Annotated in this window: 11 protein-coding genes; 3 read left to right on the top strand and 8 right to left on the bottom strand. The window is 38.2% G+C overall.

The window, feature by feature from the left end:
- Positions 1–19: 19 nt before the first annotated feature.
- From K5G00_RS07065 to K5G00_RS07050, 4 genes are all read right to left on the bottom strand, one after another.
- Positions 20–607 carry an LOG family protein gene (locus tag K5G00_RS07065; RefSeq protein ID WP_238765434.1) on the bottom strand — a complete coding sequence of 196 codons (588 nt, stop codon included), beginning with the start codon at positions 605–607 and terminating at the stop codon, positions 20–22.
- A 28-nt stretch (positions 608–635) separates the two neighbouring features.
- Positions 636–2606, bottom strand: coding sequence for a DNA topoisomerase (ATP-hydrolyzing) subunit B (gene gyrB / locus K5G00_RS07060; protein ID WP_238765433.1), 1971 nt, complete (start codon positions 2604–2606; stop codon positions 636–638).
- A 305-nt stretch (positions 2607–2911) separates the two neighbouring features.
- Positions 2912–4705: a TonB-dependent receptor gene (locus K5G00_RS07055; RefSeq protein ID WP_238765432.1), complete on the bottom strand. Its 1794-nt coding sequence runs from the start codon at positions 4703–4705 to the stop codon at positions 2912–2914.
- 11 nt (positions 4706–4716) lie between these two features.
- Positions 4717–7800 carry a tetratricopeptide repeat protein gene (locus K5G00_RS07050; protein WP_238765431.1) on the bottom strand — a complete coding sequence of 1028 codons (3084 nt, stop codon included), beginning with the start codon at positions 7798–7800 and terminating at the stop codon, positions 4717–4719.
- 227 nt (positions 7801–8027) lie between these two features.
- Between K5G00_RS07050 and K5G00_RS07045 the strand changes: the two genes are divergently transcribed.
- Positions 8028–8747: a cell division ATP-binding protein FtsE gene (locus tag K5G00_RS07045; protein ID WP_238765430.1), complete on the top strand. Its 720-nt coding sequence runs from the start codon at positions 8028–8030 to the stop codon at positions 8745–8747.
- Positions 8748–8754: 7 nt separating this feature from the next.
- Here K5G00_RS07045 and K5G00_RS07040 read toward each other — a convergent pair whose 3' ends face one another.
- From K5G00_RS07040 to K5G00_RS07030, 3 genes are all read right to left on the bottom strand, one after another.
- Entirely contained in the window at positions 8755–9867 is a 1113-nt protein-coding gene (locus K5G00_RS07040; RefSeq protein ID WP_238765429.1) for a glycosyltransferase, read from the bottom strand.
- Between the two features lie 108 nt (positions 9868–9975).
- Entirely contained in the window at positions 9976–10599 is a 624-nt protein-coding gene (locus K5G00_RS07035; protein WP_238765428.1) for a cytidylate kinase-like family protein, read from the bottom strand.
- A 31-nt stretch (positions 10600–10630) separates the two neighbouring features.
- On the bottom strand, positions 10631–11974 hold the full coding sequence (locus tag K5G00_RS07030; RefSeq protein WP_238765427.1) for an MATE family efflux transporter: 1344 nt from the start codon (positions 11972–11974) through the stop codon (positions 10631–10633).
- Positions 11975–12741: 767 nt separating this feature from the next.
- On the opposite strand from K5G00_RS07030, the gene murB reads away from it, so the two are divergent.
- Positions 12742–13758, top strand: a complete 1017-nt coding sequence (murB, locus tag K5G00_RS07025) for a UDP-N-acetylmuramate dehydrogenase (RefSeq protein WP_238765426.1) — start codon at positions 12742–12744, stop codon at positions 13756–13758.
- A 66-nt stretch (positions 13759–13824) separates the two neighbouring features.
- Here murB and mltG read toward each other — a convergent pair whose 3' ends face one another.
- Positions 13825–14886, bottom strand: a complete 1062-nt coding sequence (gene mltG / locus K5G00_RS07020) for an endolytic transglycosylase MltG (RefSeq protein ID WP_238765425.1) — start codon at positions 14884–14886, stop codon at positions 13825–13827.
- Positions 14887–15070: 184 nt separating this feature from the next.
- Between mltG and K5G00_RS07015 the strand changes: the two genes are divergently transcribed.
- Positions 15071–16264 (top strand): FprA family A-type flavoprotein, encoded by a 1194-nt coding sequence (locus tag K5G00_RS07015; RefSeq protein WP_238765424.1) that lies wholly within the window; start codon positions 15071–15073, stop codon positions 16262–16264.
- Positions 16265–16284: the final 20 nt, after the last annotated feature.

The raw sequence follows: 16284 nt of genomic DNA, 5'->3' as shown, positions 1-16284 counted from the left end.
CATGTAATTTTGTCAGTTATTAAACTTCCTTTTTAGGTACAACAAACCATTTTCTATCCAGTTCAACCGGAATATAGTTAATCAAATAATCTATCACTTCTTCTGCCGTTTTTGCAACATAGAACGATTTTCTGTTGATTTCTCTGGCAAACATTTCTGAGTATGATGTCTCAAATTGTTTGATCAGATATTTGTAAAAATTGTTTGTATTTAAAAAAACAATAGGTTTTGTATGATACGACAACTGTCGTAAGGTTATAACTTCCAATATTTCTTCTAAAGTTCCAAAGCCTCCCGGCATTGCTACAAAGGCATCAGATATTTCACGCATTTTTGCCTTTCGCTCCTGCATATCTGTTGTTACAATAACTTGTTGGGCGTGATCTGAAGTAAGTGAATAACCATTTAAACGTTCCGGGATAATCCCCACTGTTTTTGCTCCTGCATTTTTGGCAGCTATTGTTGTAGCTTCCATCAAACCTACATTTGCTCCCCCGTTTATTAATGTATGTCCGCCTTCTCCGATGAGCTTTCCCAATTTTTCAGCTTCCTTGAAATAAATGTCGGAAATAGCGTTGCTGGATGAAGAAAATACGCAAATATTCATTGTGTTTCAACTTGGGTTAACGATTGCCTTAAGCGTCAATATTTGCATAGGTAGCATGATCCTCAATAAACTTACGGCGGGGCGGAACATCATCACCCATTAACATTGAGAAAATATGATCTGCCTCAGCCGCATTTTCAATGGTTACCTGCTGCAACATACGCGATTCCGGGTTCATGGTAGTCGACCAAAGCTGCTCGGCATTCATTTCACCCAAACCTTTGTAACGTTGCGTATGAACTGCACTTTCGTTACCATCAACCCAGTCATTAATTATTTCCAGGCGTTGTTTTTCTGACCATGCGTAAGCTTCTCTTTTTCCTTTTTTTACAAGGAAAAGCGGAGGAGCTGCGATGTATAAATATCCTTTTTTAATTAAATCCTGCATATAGCGGAAGAAAAAAGTCATTATTAATGTTGCAATATGACTACCATCCACGTCGGCATCGGTCATAATCACAATTTTATGGTAACGGAGTTTTTCCATGTTTAATGCCTTGGAATCTTCTTCTGTTCCTATATTTACCCCCAATGCTGTGAAAATATTTTTAATCTCTTCGTTTTCAAATATTTTATGTTGCATTGCTTTTTCAACATTCAGGATTTTACCCCTAAGAGGAAGAATAGCCTGTGTTTTGCGGTCGCGGCCTTGTTTGGCAGTACCCCCCGCGGAATCTCCCTCAACAAGAAAAACTTCACATTTTGCCGGATCCTTTTCGGAGCAGTCACTTAGTTTTCCCGGTAAGCCACCGCCTGATAGTGCATTCTTGCGCTGCACCATTTCACGGGCTTTTCTTGCTGCATGTCTGGCCTGAGCAGCGAGAATTACTTTGCTGACAATGGTTTTTGCAGATTTTGGATTTTCCTCCAGGTAAAATGACAATGCTTCGCTAACGGCCTGGTCTACAGATAAACTTACTTCTGAATTCCCCAACTTTGTTTTTGTTTGTCCTTCGAATTGAGGCTCAGCAACTTTTACTGAAATAACGGCAGTCAGGCCTTCTCTAAAATCGTCACCACTGATATCAAATTTTAATTTGGTAAGCATTCCTGAATGATCGGCATAGTTTTTCAGGGTTCTTGTTAAACCACGTCGAAAACCGGTTAAATGCGTACCTCCCTCAATGGTATTAATATTATTCACATAAGAATGAATATTTTCCGAAAAGGAGGTATTGTATTGTAATGCAATTTCAACAGGAATGTTATTTTTTTCTGTAGTGATATGGATTACCTCAGGAGTCAGCTGAACTCTGGTATCATCGAGATACTGCACAAATTCCTTCAATCCATCTTCCGAAAAATAATTATCCGTCTTTGGATCTCCGTTTTCGTCCTGCTGTCTTTCGTCAATAATATCAAGCTTAATTCCTGCATTCAGAAAAGCGAGTTCTCTTAACCTGGCAGCAAGGATTTCGTATTTGTATGTTGTTGTTTGGAATATTGTTTCATCGGGTTTGAAAGTTACAATTGTTCCGGTAATATCGGTGTCACCTATTATTTTTGCTTCATACTTTGGTTTGCCAATTGAATATTCCTGAACCCAGATTTTTCCGTCGCGGTGAATTTCTGCTTTTAAATGTGTTGAAAGCGCATTTACACAGGAAACACCAACACCGTGCAACCCTCCTGAAACTTTGTATGAGTCTTTATCAAACTTTCCACCGGCATGCAATACTGTCATTACAACTTCCAGTGCAGATTTATTTTCTTTTGTATGTTTTTCGGTGGGAATTCCCCTCCCGTTGTCTTTTACAGTAATTGAATTGTCTTCATGAATGATAACTTCTATTTTATCGCAATAGCCGGCAAGAGCTTCATCAATTGAATTATCTACAACTTCGTAAACCAAGTGGTGTAATCCTTTTTCGTTGGTATCGCCAATGTACATTGACGGTCTTTTTCTTACCGCTTCAAGGCCTTCCAGTACCTGAATACTGTCCGCAGAATAATTTCCATTCCCTCCGTTTGCAAGGCCGTTTTTTTCTAATTCACTCATTCTTGTATTACTTAAATTATATTTTCTCTTTTTCTATTAAAATAAAATAGTTTCCATGTCAAAAAGTACAGTTTACTTTTGATAGGAAACTAGTTGATTATCAATTTTTTATTTTGATTTTTCAATCATCGTAAAATCATCGGCCAAATATAGCAAAAATTAACGAAGAAGCCTTGGTTTCAAGGCATTTGTTAAGCGTTTTTTTTAATAATTTATGAACTTGAAAATGAGTAATTAAACCAGAGGGTTTTAAACTAAAAAAGGAGGTAAAATAACCCTCCTTGTTTATGGTCGTTTTCTATATTTTAAAATGCGTAGCTTAAACCAGCCAGAAAATTAAAACTTTGTACCGGGTAACCAAACCACCTTTCATACTTCTGAAAACCAAAATTATTAAGCTGGCCAAACAGTGAAAAGTTTTGGGTTATTTTGTAACTGGCGTTAAAATTCATATCTATCACGGTGTTCAGGTTGTATGATTTTTGAATCGGAGGGAGTGCAACTGTTGTTAAATCTGAAAAACCCTGAGATTCCAGAATTAATGCTGTTCTGGCACCAATTGCATAAATATCGGATGAAACACTTAATTGATCGGTGATTTTGTATCCCAGCGAAAGTTTCGCATCCCAGTCGGGAAGATTCCAGGCTTGTTCCTGCTCATTCATTTTGTATACATAGTAGTTTCCGGTGAGTAAAAGATCAAGTTTCTCTGAAGCTGTATGGAATATTTCAGCGTTGAATTTTAGCAGATCCATGTCGTCGTACATAATTTTAAAGTCATTGTCAACAATTGATGGATCGGGCGAATTATTTATGTTGTCAACAAGCGGATAAACATATTCAAACAGATAATAAAGCGGCTGCTCGTTTATCATTGAGTAGTCCACCGAAAGCTTGAAGTTGGTTTTGGTTGCAAATTTCCCGTCAAAACCACCGTAAAAATGTAATCTTTCAAAACTGTTTATAACATCATGTTCCGGATCAATAAACGGATTTTCATAGGCAATCTTTGAGTAGTGGTTATTTACATAGTTTCCGTCAACACCGGCAAAAATATTGATGATTTCTTTTACCGGGGCAAAATTTAACCGGACATTGGGTGTAATTTTAGCTACCAAATCTGCATTGTTGTCCTGGACAATCCAGGTGTTAAATCCAATCGTGATATTTGCCATGTCGCCACCCAAGTAGTAAGCTGGTTTTACTGTAAACCACATCTGTTGGCTTGTTGCCATTGTATCAAGGTGTCGATTAAAGACGTTATCCGCTTTTACGAAAGTAATTCCGGCGTTAAGTATTGCAGAGCCGGTATTTAGTGGTTTATTTATATCGGCGCTGAATTCGCCAAAATGTTCCCGCTGGTCGGTTTTGGTACCAAAATAGTCGTAAAGAAAATTGAAATCAAAAGTAAAATCTTTCCGGTTGTTGTTTTCGCTTTGAAGGCTGATGTTTATTCCTCCTTTGCTAAAGGTTTGCCGTTGCCCCAAATAGTTTATTTCCTGGTCTTCCTCTTTAAGAACAGCCGGGATGGAATCAACCGGATAACCATAGTAATTAAAACCGTTGTGCGTAAAATCGAGATTTACGGACAAAATGGAACTTCTGAACAGGTGTTTTATAAACATTTCAGCTTCATTCTCCGAAAATGGAGCTTTTACTTTGTCGCCACCTTCCAGTTTTAATTTTCCGTGCGATGACAAATGTTTCCCGTGTAATCCGAAAATGGTATTTTTTGTGTTTTGACTGTTAAAAAAGACTTCACCATAAGGTTTGTTATAATTTCCCAGACCGGCACGTACCAGTCCCAGACCTGTATTTTCTTCCGGTGGCATCGAAACTGTAGCTGCTTTCAACTCATTTACTGAGAATGCGTTAAAGATGGGTTGGCTGAAAATGCTGTAGTTAAATGTTGGTTTCTGATGTTCCTCCTCCTCAATTTTGGGCATGTCATTAATTTTGTTGGCATCCGAAATTGTAGGGTTGTAGGCTTTTACAACTTCCACCTCCTGGGTTAATGTCGTGTCACGCTGAGCTTGGGCGACTGTAACGGCAAAAATTAACAAAATTGAAAGGATGTATTTTATATTTTCGCTTCTCATTTTTTCTGCTTTTAATTTTCGTTTTCTTTTTTGTTTAACTCCAGTTGTAGCGAATTGTCGATGGCTTCCTGTTGTTCACGTTTTTCGCTGGCTTCTATGGTTGCCAGTTTCCCGGAAGCTTCATCTTTTATTCCATCTGTATCGTTGTTGTAGTTTTCAATCAGGCTTCGTAATGTGTGTTTTGCATCAAATTCCTGGTTGTTGTCCAGATAGATGTCTGATAGCAAAAGGAATGCTTTCCCAAGCCAGAATAAGTAGGGAGTTCCTTTTGAAATGAAGTCGTCGATTTGATTTTCAGCTTCGACCTTATTGTTTTGATGAAAATAAATTTCAGCAACCAGATATTTTGCTTCAGCTCCTTCTTCCAGTTTTGTATCCAGCGATACTTTTCGGAGTTCTGGCAGTGCCTGGCTTAAATTATCCTGCTTGTAATATGCTTTTCCTGTTATATAGTTTGCCTCCCGTATTAAAGCCTCATTGGCGATATCAGATTTTTTAACTTTTGCCGCAGCAGTTATTGCTTCAGGTAAGCGGTTGATTCGGAAATAACAACGCATTTGTCCGGTATATGCTTTTAATACGTTCCATTTGCTGTTCGCCACATTTTCAAGACGGTTAAACATTTCCAGTGCCTGTTCGTAATTCTGAGCGTTATAAGTAAGCTCGGAAGCCCGCGAAAGCGCTTGTTCACTGAATATGTTGGAGGGTTGCATGGCTACGGTTGTGTAATGTTCATTTGCTTCTGAATATTTCTCCTCTTTGTACAACGATTCCGCAAGATAAAAATGAGCGTTGAGTGTATATTTCCCGTTTGGAAATTGCTGCAGATAACGCTGCAGCTGTGTTGAAGAGCCGGAATCGCCTGCCATGTATGCTCTTTCTGCTGCCTGGTAACTCAGTTCATCCTGCTCGGAGGTTGTTACACTTGCACCGCTTCCCAAACGTTGCGCGTAAGAAAAATATTCATCTACATTATTGAGTTCTATATAACAATTTCTGATTCCTGATAAAGCTGCTTGAGCTTCTTCTGTTCCGGGAAATTTTTCAGCTACTTCCTTATAATGGGTAAGCGCCTGGGCATAGTCTCCGTTGTTGTAATTGATTAAGCCCAGCTGGAGTTGTGCTTTTCGGTAATAGCTTCCCTGCGAGTAGTTGGCAATAATTTGCCGGTACTGTTGTTGTGCCTCATAGCCATGCCCGAGCCGCTCGTGTGCGCGTCCGAGTTCATATAGGGCGTCGTCCTGATATTCTGATTCGGGATAATCGGCCAGCAAACGTTCCAGGTTACTAATTTTTTGTTGCTGATTTCGGCCGAGCCCCTGGCAGAAAGCAATTTGAAAAAGAGCATAGTCGGGCTCATAGATTTTCATATTGTATGATTGCTGGTAATATTGCAGGGCTGTTGAATAATTGGTATTCAAATAATAGTAATCGCCAACGCGGTTTAATGCGTCAGCCAGTTTGGCAGTTCGCTGCCCCTTCATCGCATTAATGTATTTTCTGAAATGCGACGCTGCCGCTTCGTAATCTTCCAGTTTAAAATAAGCGTAAGCCTGGTTGTACTCGGCATTTTGAAACTCCGGGAGTGAATAAGACCCCGCTGTTCGCAAAAACTGGTTGTAGGCGGAAATTGAATTGTTGTAATCACCCACGCGATACAGTGCTTCAGCTTTCCAGAATAATGCCCGGGCATTTAATTCACGGTCATAACTTCCGTTTTGAAGAGAAATATCAAAATAATCGATCGCCTGATTGTAGGCCAGATTGTTAAACAATTCAAGCCCGCGGTAAAATGTGACTCTTTGATAGGCCCGCAAAACAGCAGGTGTTTTATTTTGAATTTTTTCAATGGAATTGATTGCATCACTGTAATTCCGTGTTACCATAAAAACTTCAACCAGATAGCGATAAGCTTCAGCGTTTCGTTCTGAATTCGGATATAAACTGATGTATTTGTCAAAAGCTTTTATGGTTTCATTAAAAGGAGAGTAGGATAATTCGTAGGTTAGTTTCGCATAACTAAATAAGGCGTCTTCTTTGATCCGGTCGTTAAAATCCAGCTCCGAAGCGGCTCCAAAAGCAACACGCGCCTTTTCTTTTTCATCCAGTTGGATATAAGAATCGGCAAGGTGATAATAGGCATTCTGTGCCATTTCATCATTTCCTTTTGAAGCTTTTTCAAGAAGCGGAGCTGCTTTGTCGTAACTGCCCGCATGATAATAGCAAAATCCTAAAATATAGCCGTCTTCGCGGGTTTTTGGCCCCGGGGAATTGTAATAGGTTTCCAGATAGGGGATAGCTTCAGTATATTGATTTAAATGAAAATAAGAGTCCCCCAGAATTTTTGACAATTCCGTTTTGTGTTCCTCTGCAACATCATCAATAATCGAACTGGTATAATTAATTACCTCGTCGTATTTTTCCTGTTTATAATATATGTGGCTTACATACAGAGGAATGACTTGCGAATAGGTCGGATCTCCGTCGAGTTTGGAAAAACCCTGCAATGCTGCTTCGTAATTTTCATCCAGGTACATAATATGAGCCCAGTAGTAGGAGGCCGGTTTGCTGTAAAAATTATTGGCATCTTTTATCTGGTAAAATTCTGATGCAGCCTGTTCAAGGTTATCGGTCATTAAATGAGAATATCCCGTTTGATAATGAAGCTTGATTTGTTCTTCCTGAGTGATATCAGACCTGTCAACATTTGAGAAACTTCTCAGGGCGACCAAATATTGGCGTTTTCCAAACTGGTAGTCGCCCAGATTGAGCCAGGCCCGGTTGATATACGGACTCTCAGGGTGTTCTTCAATAAAGTTATCAACCATTTTCCCTCCGGCAGAATGTCCGGCACGAAGTGCAGCTACCGATTTGTAAAATTCTGCTTCAGAATAGAGTTCCGATTTCTCTTCTACTCTCTTTTGTACTTTTTCAAATTGGTGGAAAACGGCGTTGTACTTTTCCTGCTCAAACAGTTCTTTTCCTAGTTCAATATCTTTTTGAATATCCGTAAAATACTCGGTTTGCTGGGCAAACAGCTGTTTGTGAGCAAAAAGCAGTAAAGGTAATAGAATTAGAATTGGTATTGTTTTCATGTTCCTTTTGTTTCTTTTCCTAAAATGAAATCTTAACCATTGTCAAGATTTATCTTTTTTTTATTAAACTCTGTTTTGGGTAAATTTATTTTTCTAAAATAGAAATAAACATTGGGTTGCTGTCTCTTAAACGATTGTATTTTCTTAACAAGAAACTGTTTATTTCTTTCGTTTATTATATTATTAGTTCAGAAATTTACATTTATATTCGGTTACATTTTGGTTTTATGGAAAAAAGTAAGGTTATTGAATTGGTTGGCGCGGATATTTATCAGAGAGAAAACAAAATACTTTCTGATGTAAATCTTTCTGTGAACGAGGGCGAATTTGTTTATATAATTGGGAAAGTAGGAACGGGTAAAACCAGTTTGATAAAAACGTTAAATGCAGAAATTCCTTTGATAAAAGGGCTGGGTATGGTTGCAGGAATATCTCTTGAGAATTTGAAAAACAAAGAAGTGTATTTGCTGCGTCGGAAGTTAGGGGTTGTTTTTCAGGATTTCAGATTGCTTACAGACAGGAACGTTTATGAAAACCTGGCCTTTGTTTTACGTGCAACGGGTTGGACTGACAAAACCAAAATTGAATTGCGTATTGAGGAAGTACTTGAAAAAGTTGGCGTGGCTGATAAATTAAAAAAAATGCCCCACCTGCTGAGCGGCGGAGAGCAACAACGCGTGGTAATTGCCCGTGCCATTTTAAATGATCCTTTGATTTTGCTGGCCGATGAACCAACAGGAAATCTCGATCCGGAAACTTCAGAAGAAATACTCGATTTGTTTATTCAACTTAACGAAGCCGGAAAAACAGTTTTGATGTCTACTCATGATTATGCCGTGATAGCCAAAAAACCTACCCGTACTTTAGTATGTGCTGCAGGAGTGTTGAATGATTCAGAAGCAAATAAAACCATGGTCGATTTTGAAAGCATGCTGGATGCCAATTGATTTCCGGTTAAAGAAAATTTTTAAAAATATCCTGCAAAACTTTTTCTTCCTTTTCCCAAGTGAGATCTTTGGCCGCTATCGTTAGGTTTTTTTTCCATGTTCTTCTGGCATCTTCATCCAACAAAACCTCTTTTATTTTTTCTGCCAACACCTTAGGTTCCAGCGATGGAGTAATTTTTCCAATTTCATATTGTTTTACAATAGCAGCCATTTCGGGCAAATTGGTTACCAAAATCGGAACCAGTGCCTGAATATAATCAAACAGTTTGTTGGGCAAGGCAAAACGGTAATTTAACCCGAGGTCTTCTTCTATGGATAATCCCAGGTCAGCCTCTGGAGTAATTTTGGATAGTTCTTCTAAACTCAAACGACCGGTAAACTGAATTTTGTTTTCCAGCTTTTTTTCTTTTACCAGTTTTTCCAATTCAGGTTTTATATCACCGTCACCTGCAATTATTAGTTTTACACCTTCAATTTTCTGCATGGCTAAAATTGCCTGTTTTAATCCACGCCCTACATTCACAGCACCCTGGTACAAAACTGTTTTTTCGTTGTGTTTTTTTGGAAGATTCGCCGAAACAGAACCCGCAAAAGGAACATTTCTTACTACTTTAAAGGCCGTACCGTATTTTTCAGAATAAACCTTTGCAATGGAATCGCAAACCGTGTAGGCATGTTTTATTTTGGGAACCATTTTTTGTTCCAGTTGTTTCCATGTTTTTTGTACCTGCGGGCGGTTTATCAGTTCGGGTACTTCGGTAAAATATTCGTGGCTATCGTACACCAGCGATTTTCCTTTGATTTTTGAAGCAAGAAAATTTGCGGGCAGCGTATCCAGATCGTTGGCAAGCAAAACATCGTTTTTTGAAAACAGCAGGAAACAAAACAATCGCAAATTAAAACAAGCATAAAAAAACGGTCCCTTTTCAAAAAGTAATTTAAACCGGCGGGTTTTGTATTTGCGGGATTGCAGGGGCAAACTGTCTCTTTTTTTGCGACCGACCAATAAAACGGAAAAACCCATGTTATAAAGCGATGTACAAACTTTATGCACCCGGTTATCCGAAACCAAATCGCTGGTTACTGAAACAATGATTCGTTTTTGCCTTTGTTTTGTCAAGGATGAAAAAATTTCTGTAAAGATAAAAACTTTGCTGCGCAAAGGATAGTGTTGAAAGGTATGGGATGAAATAGTTTTGAATCAATCGGATTTATACGCTGTAAATTATTACAGCCCAAACTTTTTTTCGGCAAAACTGTGAATAATGTTAACCGTTTCATCAATACCCAAAACCGATGAATTAATACAGAGATGGTAAGAATTTGTTGCTCCCCATATTTTATTGCTGTAGTAGTTGTAATAATTGGCTCTCTTTTTATCAATCTTTTCTACAAAAATGCATGCTTTTTCCTCTGACAGATTTTGAATTTTTGCTATCCGTTTTATGCGGTCATTTTTCTCTGCACTTATAAATATATTTAAACATCGGGGATATTCTTTTAGTATGTAATCGGCACAACGGCCAACAAACAAACATGATTTTTCGTCTGCCAGTTTTCGAATAACATCGCTCTGAATTTGAAAGAGGTTTTCGTTACTTAGAAAATATCCGGTGTAAATTTGATCCATTAATGAAGAGCGCATTCCAAACAGTCCTCCAAATATACTATGACTGTCTTTCTCGTCAGCCTGTTCAAAAAATTCTTTTCCCAAACCACTTTCACGAGCGGCAATTTGGAGCAGTTCATTATCATAAAATGAAATGTTAAGTTTTGTAGCCAGCTTTTTGCCAATTTCCAAACCACCACTTCCTATTTGTCTGCCAATGTTTATATAAAATTTATCTTGCATCGTCTGTATTTTTTAGCAATAAAATTTCAATCTAATTTTTGTTTTTTTTGTATTCTCTGTACAGTAAATAGCCGGCATTTAAACTTGATAAGATATCAGATGCCGGAAGACTCAACCACACTCCCTTTACTCCCCAAATACCTGGGAAAATAAGTAAACAGGGAAGTAAAAAAAGAACCTGCCGGGTAAGCGACAGGTAGATTGCTTTTCCTGCTTTTCCAATACTTTGAAAAAAATTGGAAGTTACCATTTGAAACCCGTCTATCGGAAATGTAATAAATACGAGAGTTAGTCCGGTAATGGCCAGGCTAATTAATTGCTCGTCTTTTGTGAAAATGGAAGCCACTGCACGTGGGAAGAATTGTCCGACAAGGAATCCCATTGTCATAACTCCGGTTGCAAGTATAATTGTATATTTCAATACCAGGTTTACCCTGTCGTTTTGGCGGGCACCATAGTTATACCCTGCAATTGGCTGCATCCCCTGGTTTAATCCCATAACTACCATGGCGAACAGAAACATTAACCGGTTAATTATACCAAAGGCGCCTACAGCCAAATCGCCACCGTGTCGCGTAAGACTTTGGTTAATAATAATTACAATTACCGAGGATGCTACGTTCATGGCAAAAGGAGAAGCGCCAATTGCCAGTGAGTCAAGTACAATTTTACGTTTCAATCTGAATGTGCCTTTTTGCAAATAAACAACATGTTTTTTGTTGCTGAATATCCTGATTTGCCAAATTAGCATAGAAGTTTGCGAAAGTACAGTTGCAATTGCCGCCCCCTTGATTCCCAGTTTTAGCCCGTAAATAAAAACAGGAGTCAAAATGGCGTTGATGATTACCGAGGAAATAGTTGTGAACATTGCTTTTTTAGGTTCGCCGGTGGCCCGGAGTAAGGCGTTTAATCCCAGATATAAATGTGTAACCAGGTTACCCAACGAAATAATTATCATATAGTCGTGTGCATAGGGAAGAGTGTTTTCGCTGGCTCCAAAAAAATATAAGATCGGATCGAGAAAAGTTAATACAATAATAGAGTAAACAATTCCAAGAATAAGATTCAGTACAAACACATTTCCTAAAATCCTGTTTGCACTGTCGTAATCTTTCTGGCCGAGGCGCAAGGACATTAATGTTGACGCTCCAACTCCTACCAGTGAACCAAAAGCAGCTCCCAGATTCATCAACGGAAAGGTAATGGCCAAACCGGAGATTGCCAATGCTCCAACACCCTGACCAATAAAAATACTGTCGGTAATATTGTAAAGAGAGGTTGCCGTCATAGCAATAACCGATGGAATAGCATATTGCAGCAATAAACGCCACACATTTTCTGTTCCAAGTGCGGCTGTAGCTTGTTTCTGTTTCATAACCTTTTTTGTTAACCGTCTTCTGTTTTAATCCGCCGTGCTCAATTGTTTACAGATATTAGTTGCAGTTTAAGATGTATTTATGGTAAAGGAAAAATGGATTAGCAAAGGCAAAAATAGTACAGTTTTTTGAATAAAATATTCACCGGCAGTGGCTTGTTGATTATCAATCTCAATTCTAAACCAGAAAACCTGTTCTTTGGGAGGGTATAACTTGTAAATTTTCTAAATAAACTTTCATGCAGACGATGAACTGAATCAACTGACAAATTCGTGGGCTCCTTGTAAAATTGTATTTTTGAAATCGTTTCCGGAAGTTCCCGTTTTAACTCTTTTTTTTCTTTGGAGAATGATTTAACAGGCAAAAGAATAGCTATCAGTGTAATTGAGAACAAGCATATTCTTTTATGATTAAAATACATAAAATTGAAATGAAATTAGAATGTTAGGATACCCGGTGAAAATACAAAAGAATTCTTTTTTATGGAAGCAAAAGGAACTTATGTGTAATAAAATAAATTTTGTTTTCTTATACCGTCTGTATTATTTACTGCTGCGTAGCAAATTAAAAAAATTACAATGCTTGTAATACCGATAGAAAAAAATATATGGCGCAAAGTGGCAATGTGCGGCACTTTTGAAGCGAATCGGTATTGCCGGTTGAATGACTGTAGTTTTTTTTACGATAATGGTTTCATCACCGCTAGAAATAGGACGCTCAGCAGAGGATTTTAACAATTAAAATTATCTTTACAAAAAAAAAGTCAATGATCCGGTTTTTCGAAAATTACTCTCTCCAGCCATTTAACACGTTTAACATAGAAGCAAAAGCAAAGTATTTTTTTGAATTTACAGAAATTGCTGATTTATCCGTTTTCCTGCAATCCAACGAAAGCTGGAAAGAAGAAAAAATACTGGTAATAGGAGAGGGGAGCAATATTTTATTTCTGGAAGATTTTGACGGGTTGGTTATTCACCCGAATATTCCCGGAGTATATGCAATTAACGAAGACCGGCAAAATATTTGGATGGAGGTTGGTGCCGGTGAAATTTGGGATGAGTTTGTAAAATATTGTGTCGATGCTCAGTTGGGAGGTGTTGAAAATCTGTCGCTTATTCCCGGAACAGTTGGGGCCGCTCCTGTTCAAAATATTGGCGCCTACGGGCAGGAAGTCTCTGAAGTTATCGAAAAAGTAAAAGGATACGATCTGGAAAAAAACGAGACAGTTGAATATTCTAACCAGGAATGCCGTTTTTCTTATCGTAACAGTATTTTTAAGCAAGGGCTAAAAAACCGGTTTATCATTACCTCGGTAGTATTTAAACTGGATAAGTTTCCTGAATTCAGGCTTGACTACAGTAACCTGGAAGCACGAGTTTCCGAGAAAGGGGCAATCAGTCTGGAAAACATTAAAAAGGCAGTAGACGAAATTCGTTCGTCAAAATTACCCGATGTGAAAGAATTGGGGAGTGCAGGAAGTTTCTTTAAAAATCCGCTTGTTGAAGTGGAAAAGGCTGAAAACATTGAGAAAGAGTTTGGCGAGATTCCGGTATACCGGTCTGGAGATGGTAAGGTGAAAATAGCTGCCGGTTGGCTGGTTGAAAAGGCTGGTTGGAAAGGTTTTCGTGACGGAGATGTTGGTGTGCATGAAAAGCAGGCCCTGGTTTTGGTAAATTACGGGAAGGCTACCGGGAAACAGATTTATGAACTTTCTGAAAAAATTAAACAATCGGTTTTTAATAAGTTTGGAGTCGAACTTGAAAGAGAAGTTAACTGCATTTAATATACTTTTTGTTTCAAATTGAAAATTCGCGCAAATTAATTCCCGCTTCCAAAGGGAAAGATATTTTTACTGATAAATTTTATTGGCATTTAAAAACGCCCTGTAAGCAGCAGCGTTCCGGTTATGTTGTGCCAGTGTGGCCGAAAAATTATGATATCCGGAAAAATCGGGTTTGGCACACATGTATATATAGTTGTGTTTTTCGTAATTTAAAACAGCATCAATTGTAGCGGTTTCAGGAAAATTAATAGGGCCCGGTGGTAAGCCCACATATTTATAAGTATTGTAAGGCGATTCAATTTCAAGGTGTCTGTTTAGTATTCTTTTTAGCGAAAAATCGCCAACGGCGTATTTTACAGTCGGATCGGCCTGCAAAAGCTGACCGCGTTTTAAGCGGTTGATATACAATCCGGCAATAACCGGTAACTCTTCTTTTTTTGATGTTTCGGATTGAACAATGGAAGCAAGTGTTATTACTTCCACCGGAGTCAGATTTATTTCTGCTGCTTTTGCCCGGCGTTCTTCATTCCAAAAACGCTCGTACTCCTGTTTCATCCGGTCGGCAAATTCGTCTGCCGAAGTGGTCCAGTAAAACTCATAGGTATTCGGAATAAACATGGCCCGGAAAGTTTCAGGTGAAAACCCGTATTCCTTAATCTTTTCGGCATCATAAAAAAGATTCAGAATTGAAAGAGAATCCGCCTGGATATACTTGCTTACTTTTCCAGCCAAATCTTCCTTAAAGTGTACATTGTTAAAAGTTACGTCAACAGGTTTCTGTAATCCCCCGCGAAGCATATTTACAATCTCATTGCTGTTCATCCCTTTTTCAAAAAGGTAGCGGCCCGGCTTAATTGTCATAGGGTAATTTTTCTTTTTTGCCACCCATTTAAACGCTTTCACACTTATAAGTATATCGTTGGTAATAAGGCTATCGGTAACTTGCCCGTAGGTCGCATTTTCAGGACTAATCAGCACATATTCATTTTTTATGTTTTCTTCAAAAACATATCTGTAGAGTTGATACGCACGTACCCCGGCAACAATAAATGCGATAGAAAAAAAGATGATAATAAACTTCCCTATTTTTGGGAACATCATAATTTTGTTTTTCTGGTCAATGGTCATCCTTGTTGTTTTTACAAAATCTGCGTTTCAAAAATACGATATTTTTATAAATCGCTCCGAACCGCTTCTGATTTTGTATTATCTAATAGTTTTTAATTCTCTTTCTGGTTTTTGCGAATGTATTGCTTTCGGTTCAAAATGATTAAATTCGCGCCAAAACAGTTGAATTTAAACCATCAGAATTATGCAACAGGTAAATCTTACGGAAGACATTTATTTTTTGGGGTTTAACGATCGTCGTACCCATCTTTTTGAAAATATTTGGCCTATTCCGCATGGAATTTCATATAACTCCTATTTAATTGTTGACGAAAAAATTGCACTTGTCGATACGGTTGAGCGCTCGTTTATTGATGAGTATTTGGATGAAATTGAAGAAATTATCGGAGATCGCGCCATTGATTATTTAATCATAAACCACATGGAACCCGACCACTCGGGTGCATTAAAAAGTATTATTCAGAAGTATCCGGATATTAAATTAGTAGGAAATAAAAAGACGTTTGGTTTTGTAGAAAGTTTTTACCTGACACCTAAAAATGTGGTGGAAGTGTATGATGATTATAAAATTGATTTGGGAAAACACAAGTTGCAATTCCAAATGATTCCAATGGTTCATTGGCCCGAAACCATGGTTACATACGAGGAAACTTCCAAAATTGTATTCTCGGGTGATGCGTTTGGTAGCTATGGAACACTGGATGGTGGTATTTTTGATGATGAGATAAACCTCGATTTCTATGAAGTGGAAGTTATGCGTTATTTCACCAATATTGTTGGGAAATATTGTCCGCATACCCAGCGCGCCATAAAAAAATTGGCTCCGCTTGATATAAAAATGATTGCCGCTACACACGGGCCTGTTTGGCGAAGTGATTTGGATTGGGTGCTTACACGTTATAACAAATGGAGCTCGTATGATTTGGATTGCGGCGTGGTTATCGTTTATGGCTCGATGTATGGAAATACCCAGCGGATGGCAGAAGTAATTGCACGTCAGCTGGCAGTTCGCGGTATCAAAAACATTCGGGTTTACGATGCCTCAAAAACCCACTCTTCATATATAATTAACGACATTTTCAAATATAAAGGATTTATTGTCGGAAGCCCGGCTTACAATAATTCACTGTTCCCGAATGTTGAAATTTTGCTTTCTACCATCGAACATATGGCACCCAAAGACCACTACCTTGGAGTTTTTGGAAACTATTCCTGGAATGGCGGAGGTGTAAAAAATCTAAAATTATTTGCAGAAAAAATAAAATGGGAAATGGTGTATGACCCAATTGAAGAAATGGGGGCATTAAAGACCGATAAAAAAGCAGAATTGGTAAAACTGGCTAACGCCATGGCTGACAAATTACTCGTAGAAAATTAGACTTCACCACATAAAAGAAC

The organism is Maribellus maritimus (assembly GCF_022267315.1).
In the GTDB taxonomy this organism is placed as follows: domain Bacteria; phylum Bacteroidota; class Bacteroidia; order Bacteroidales; family Prolixibacteraceae; genus Draconibacterium; species Draconibacterium maritimum.
The sequence above is the reverse complement of the archived record's forward strand: the minus strand, read 5'-3'. Positions and strand labels throughout refer to the sequence as shown.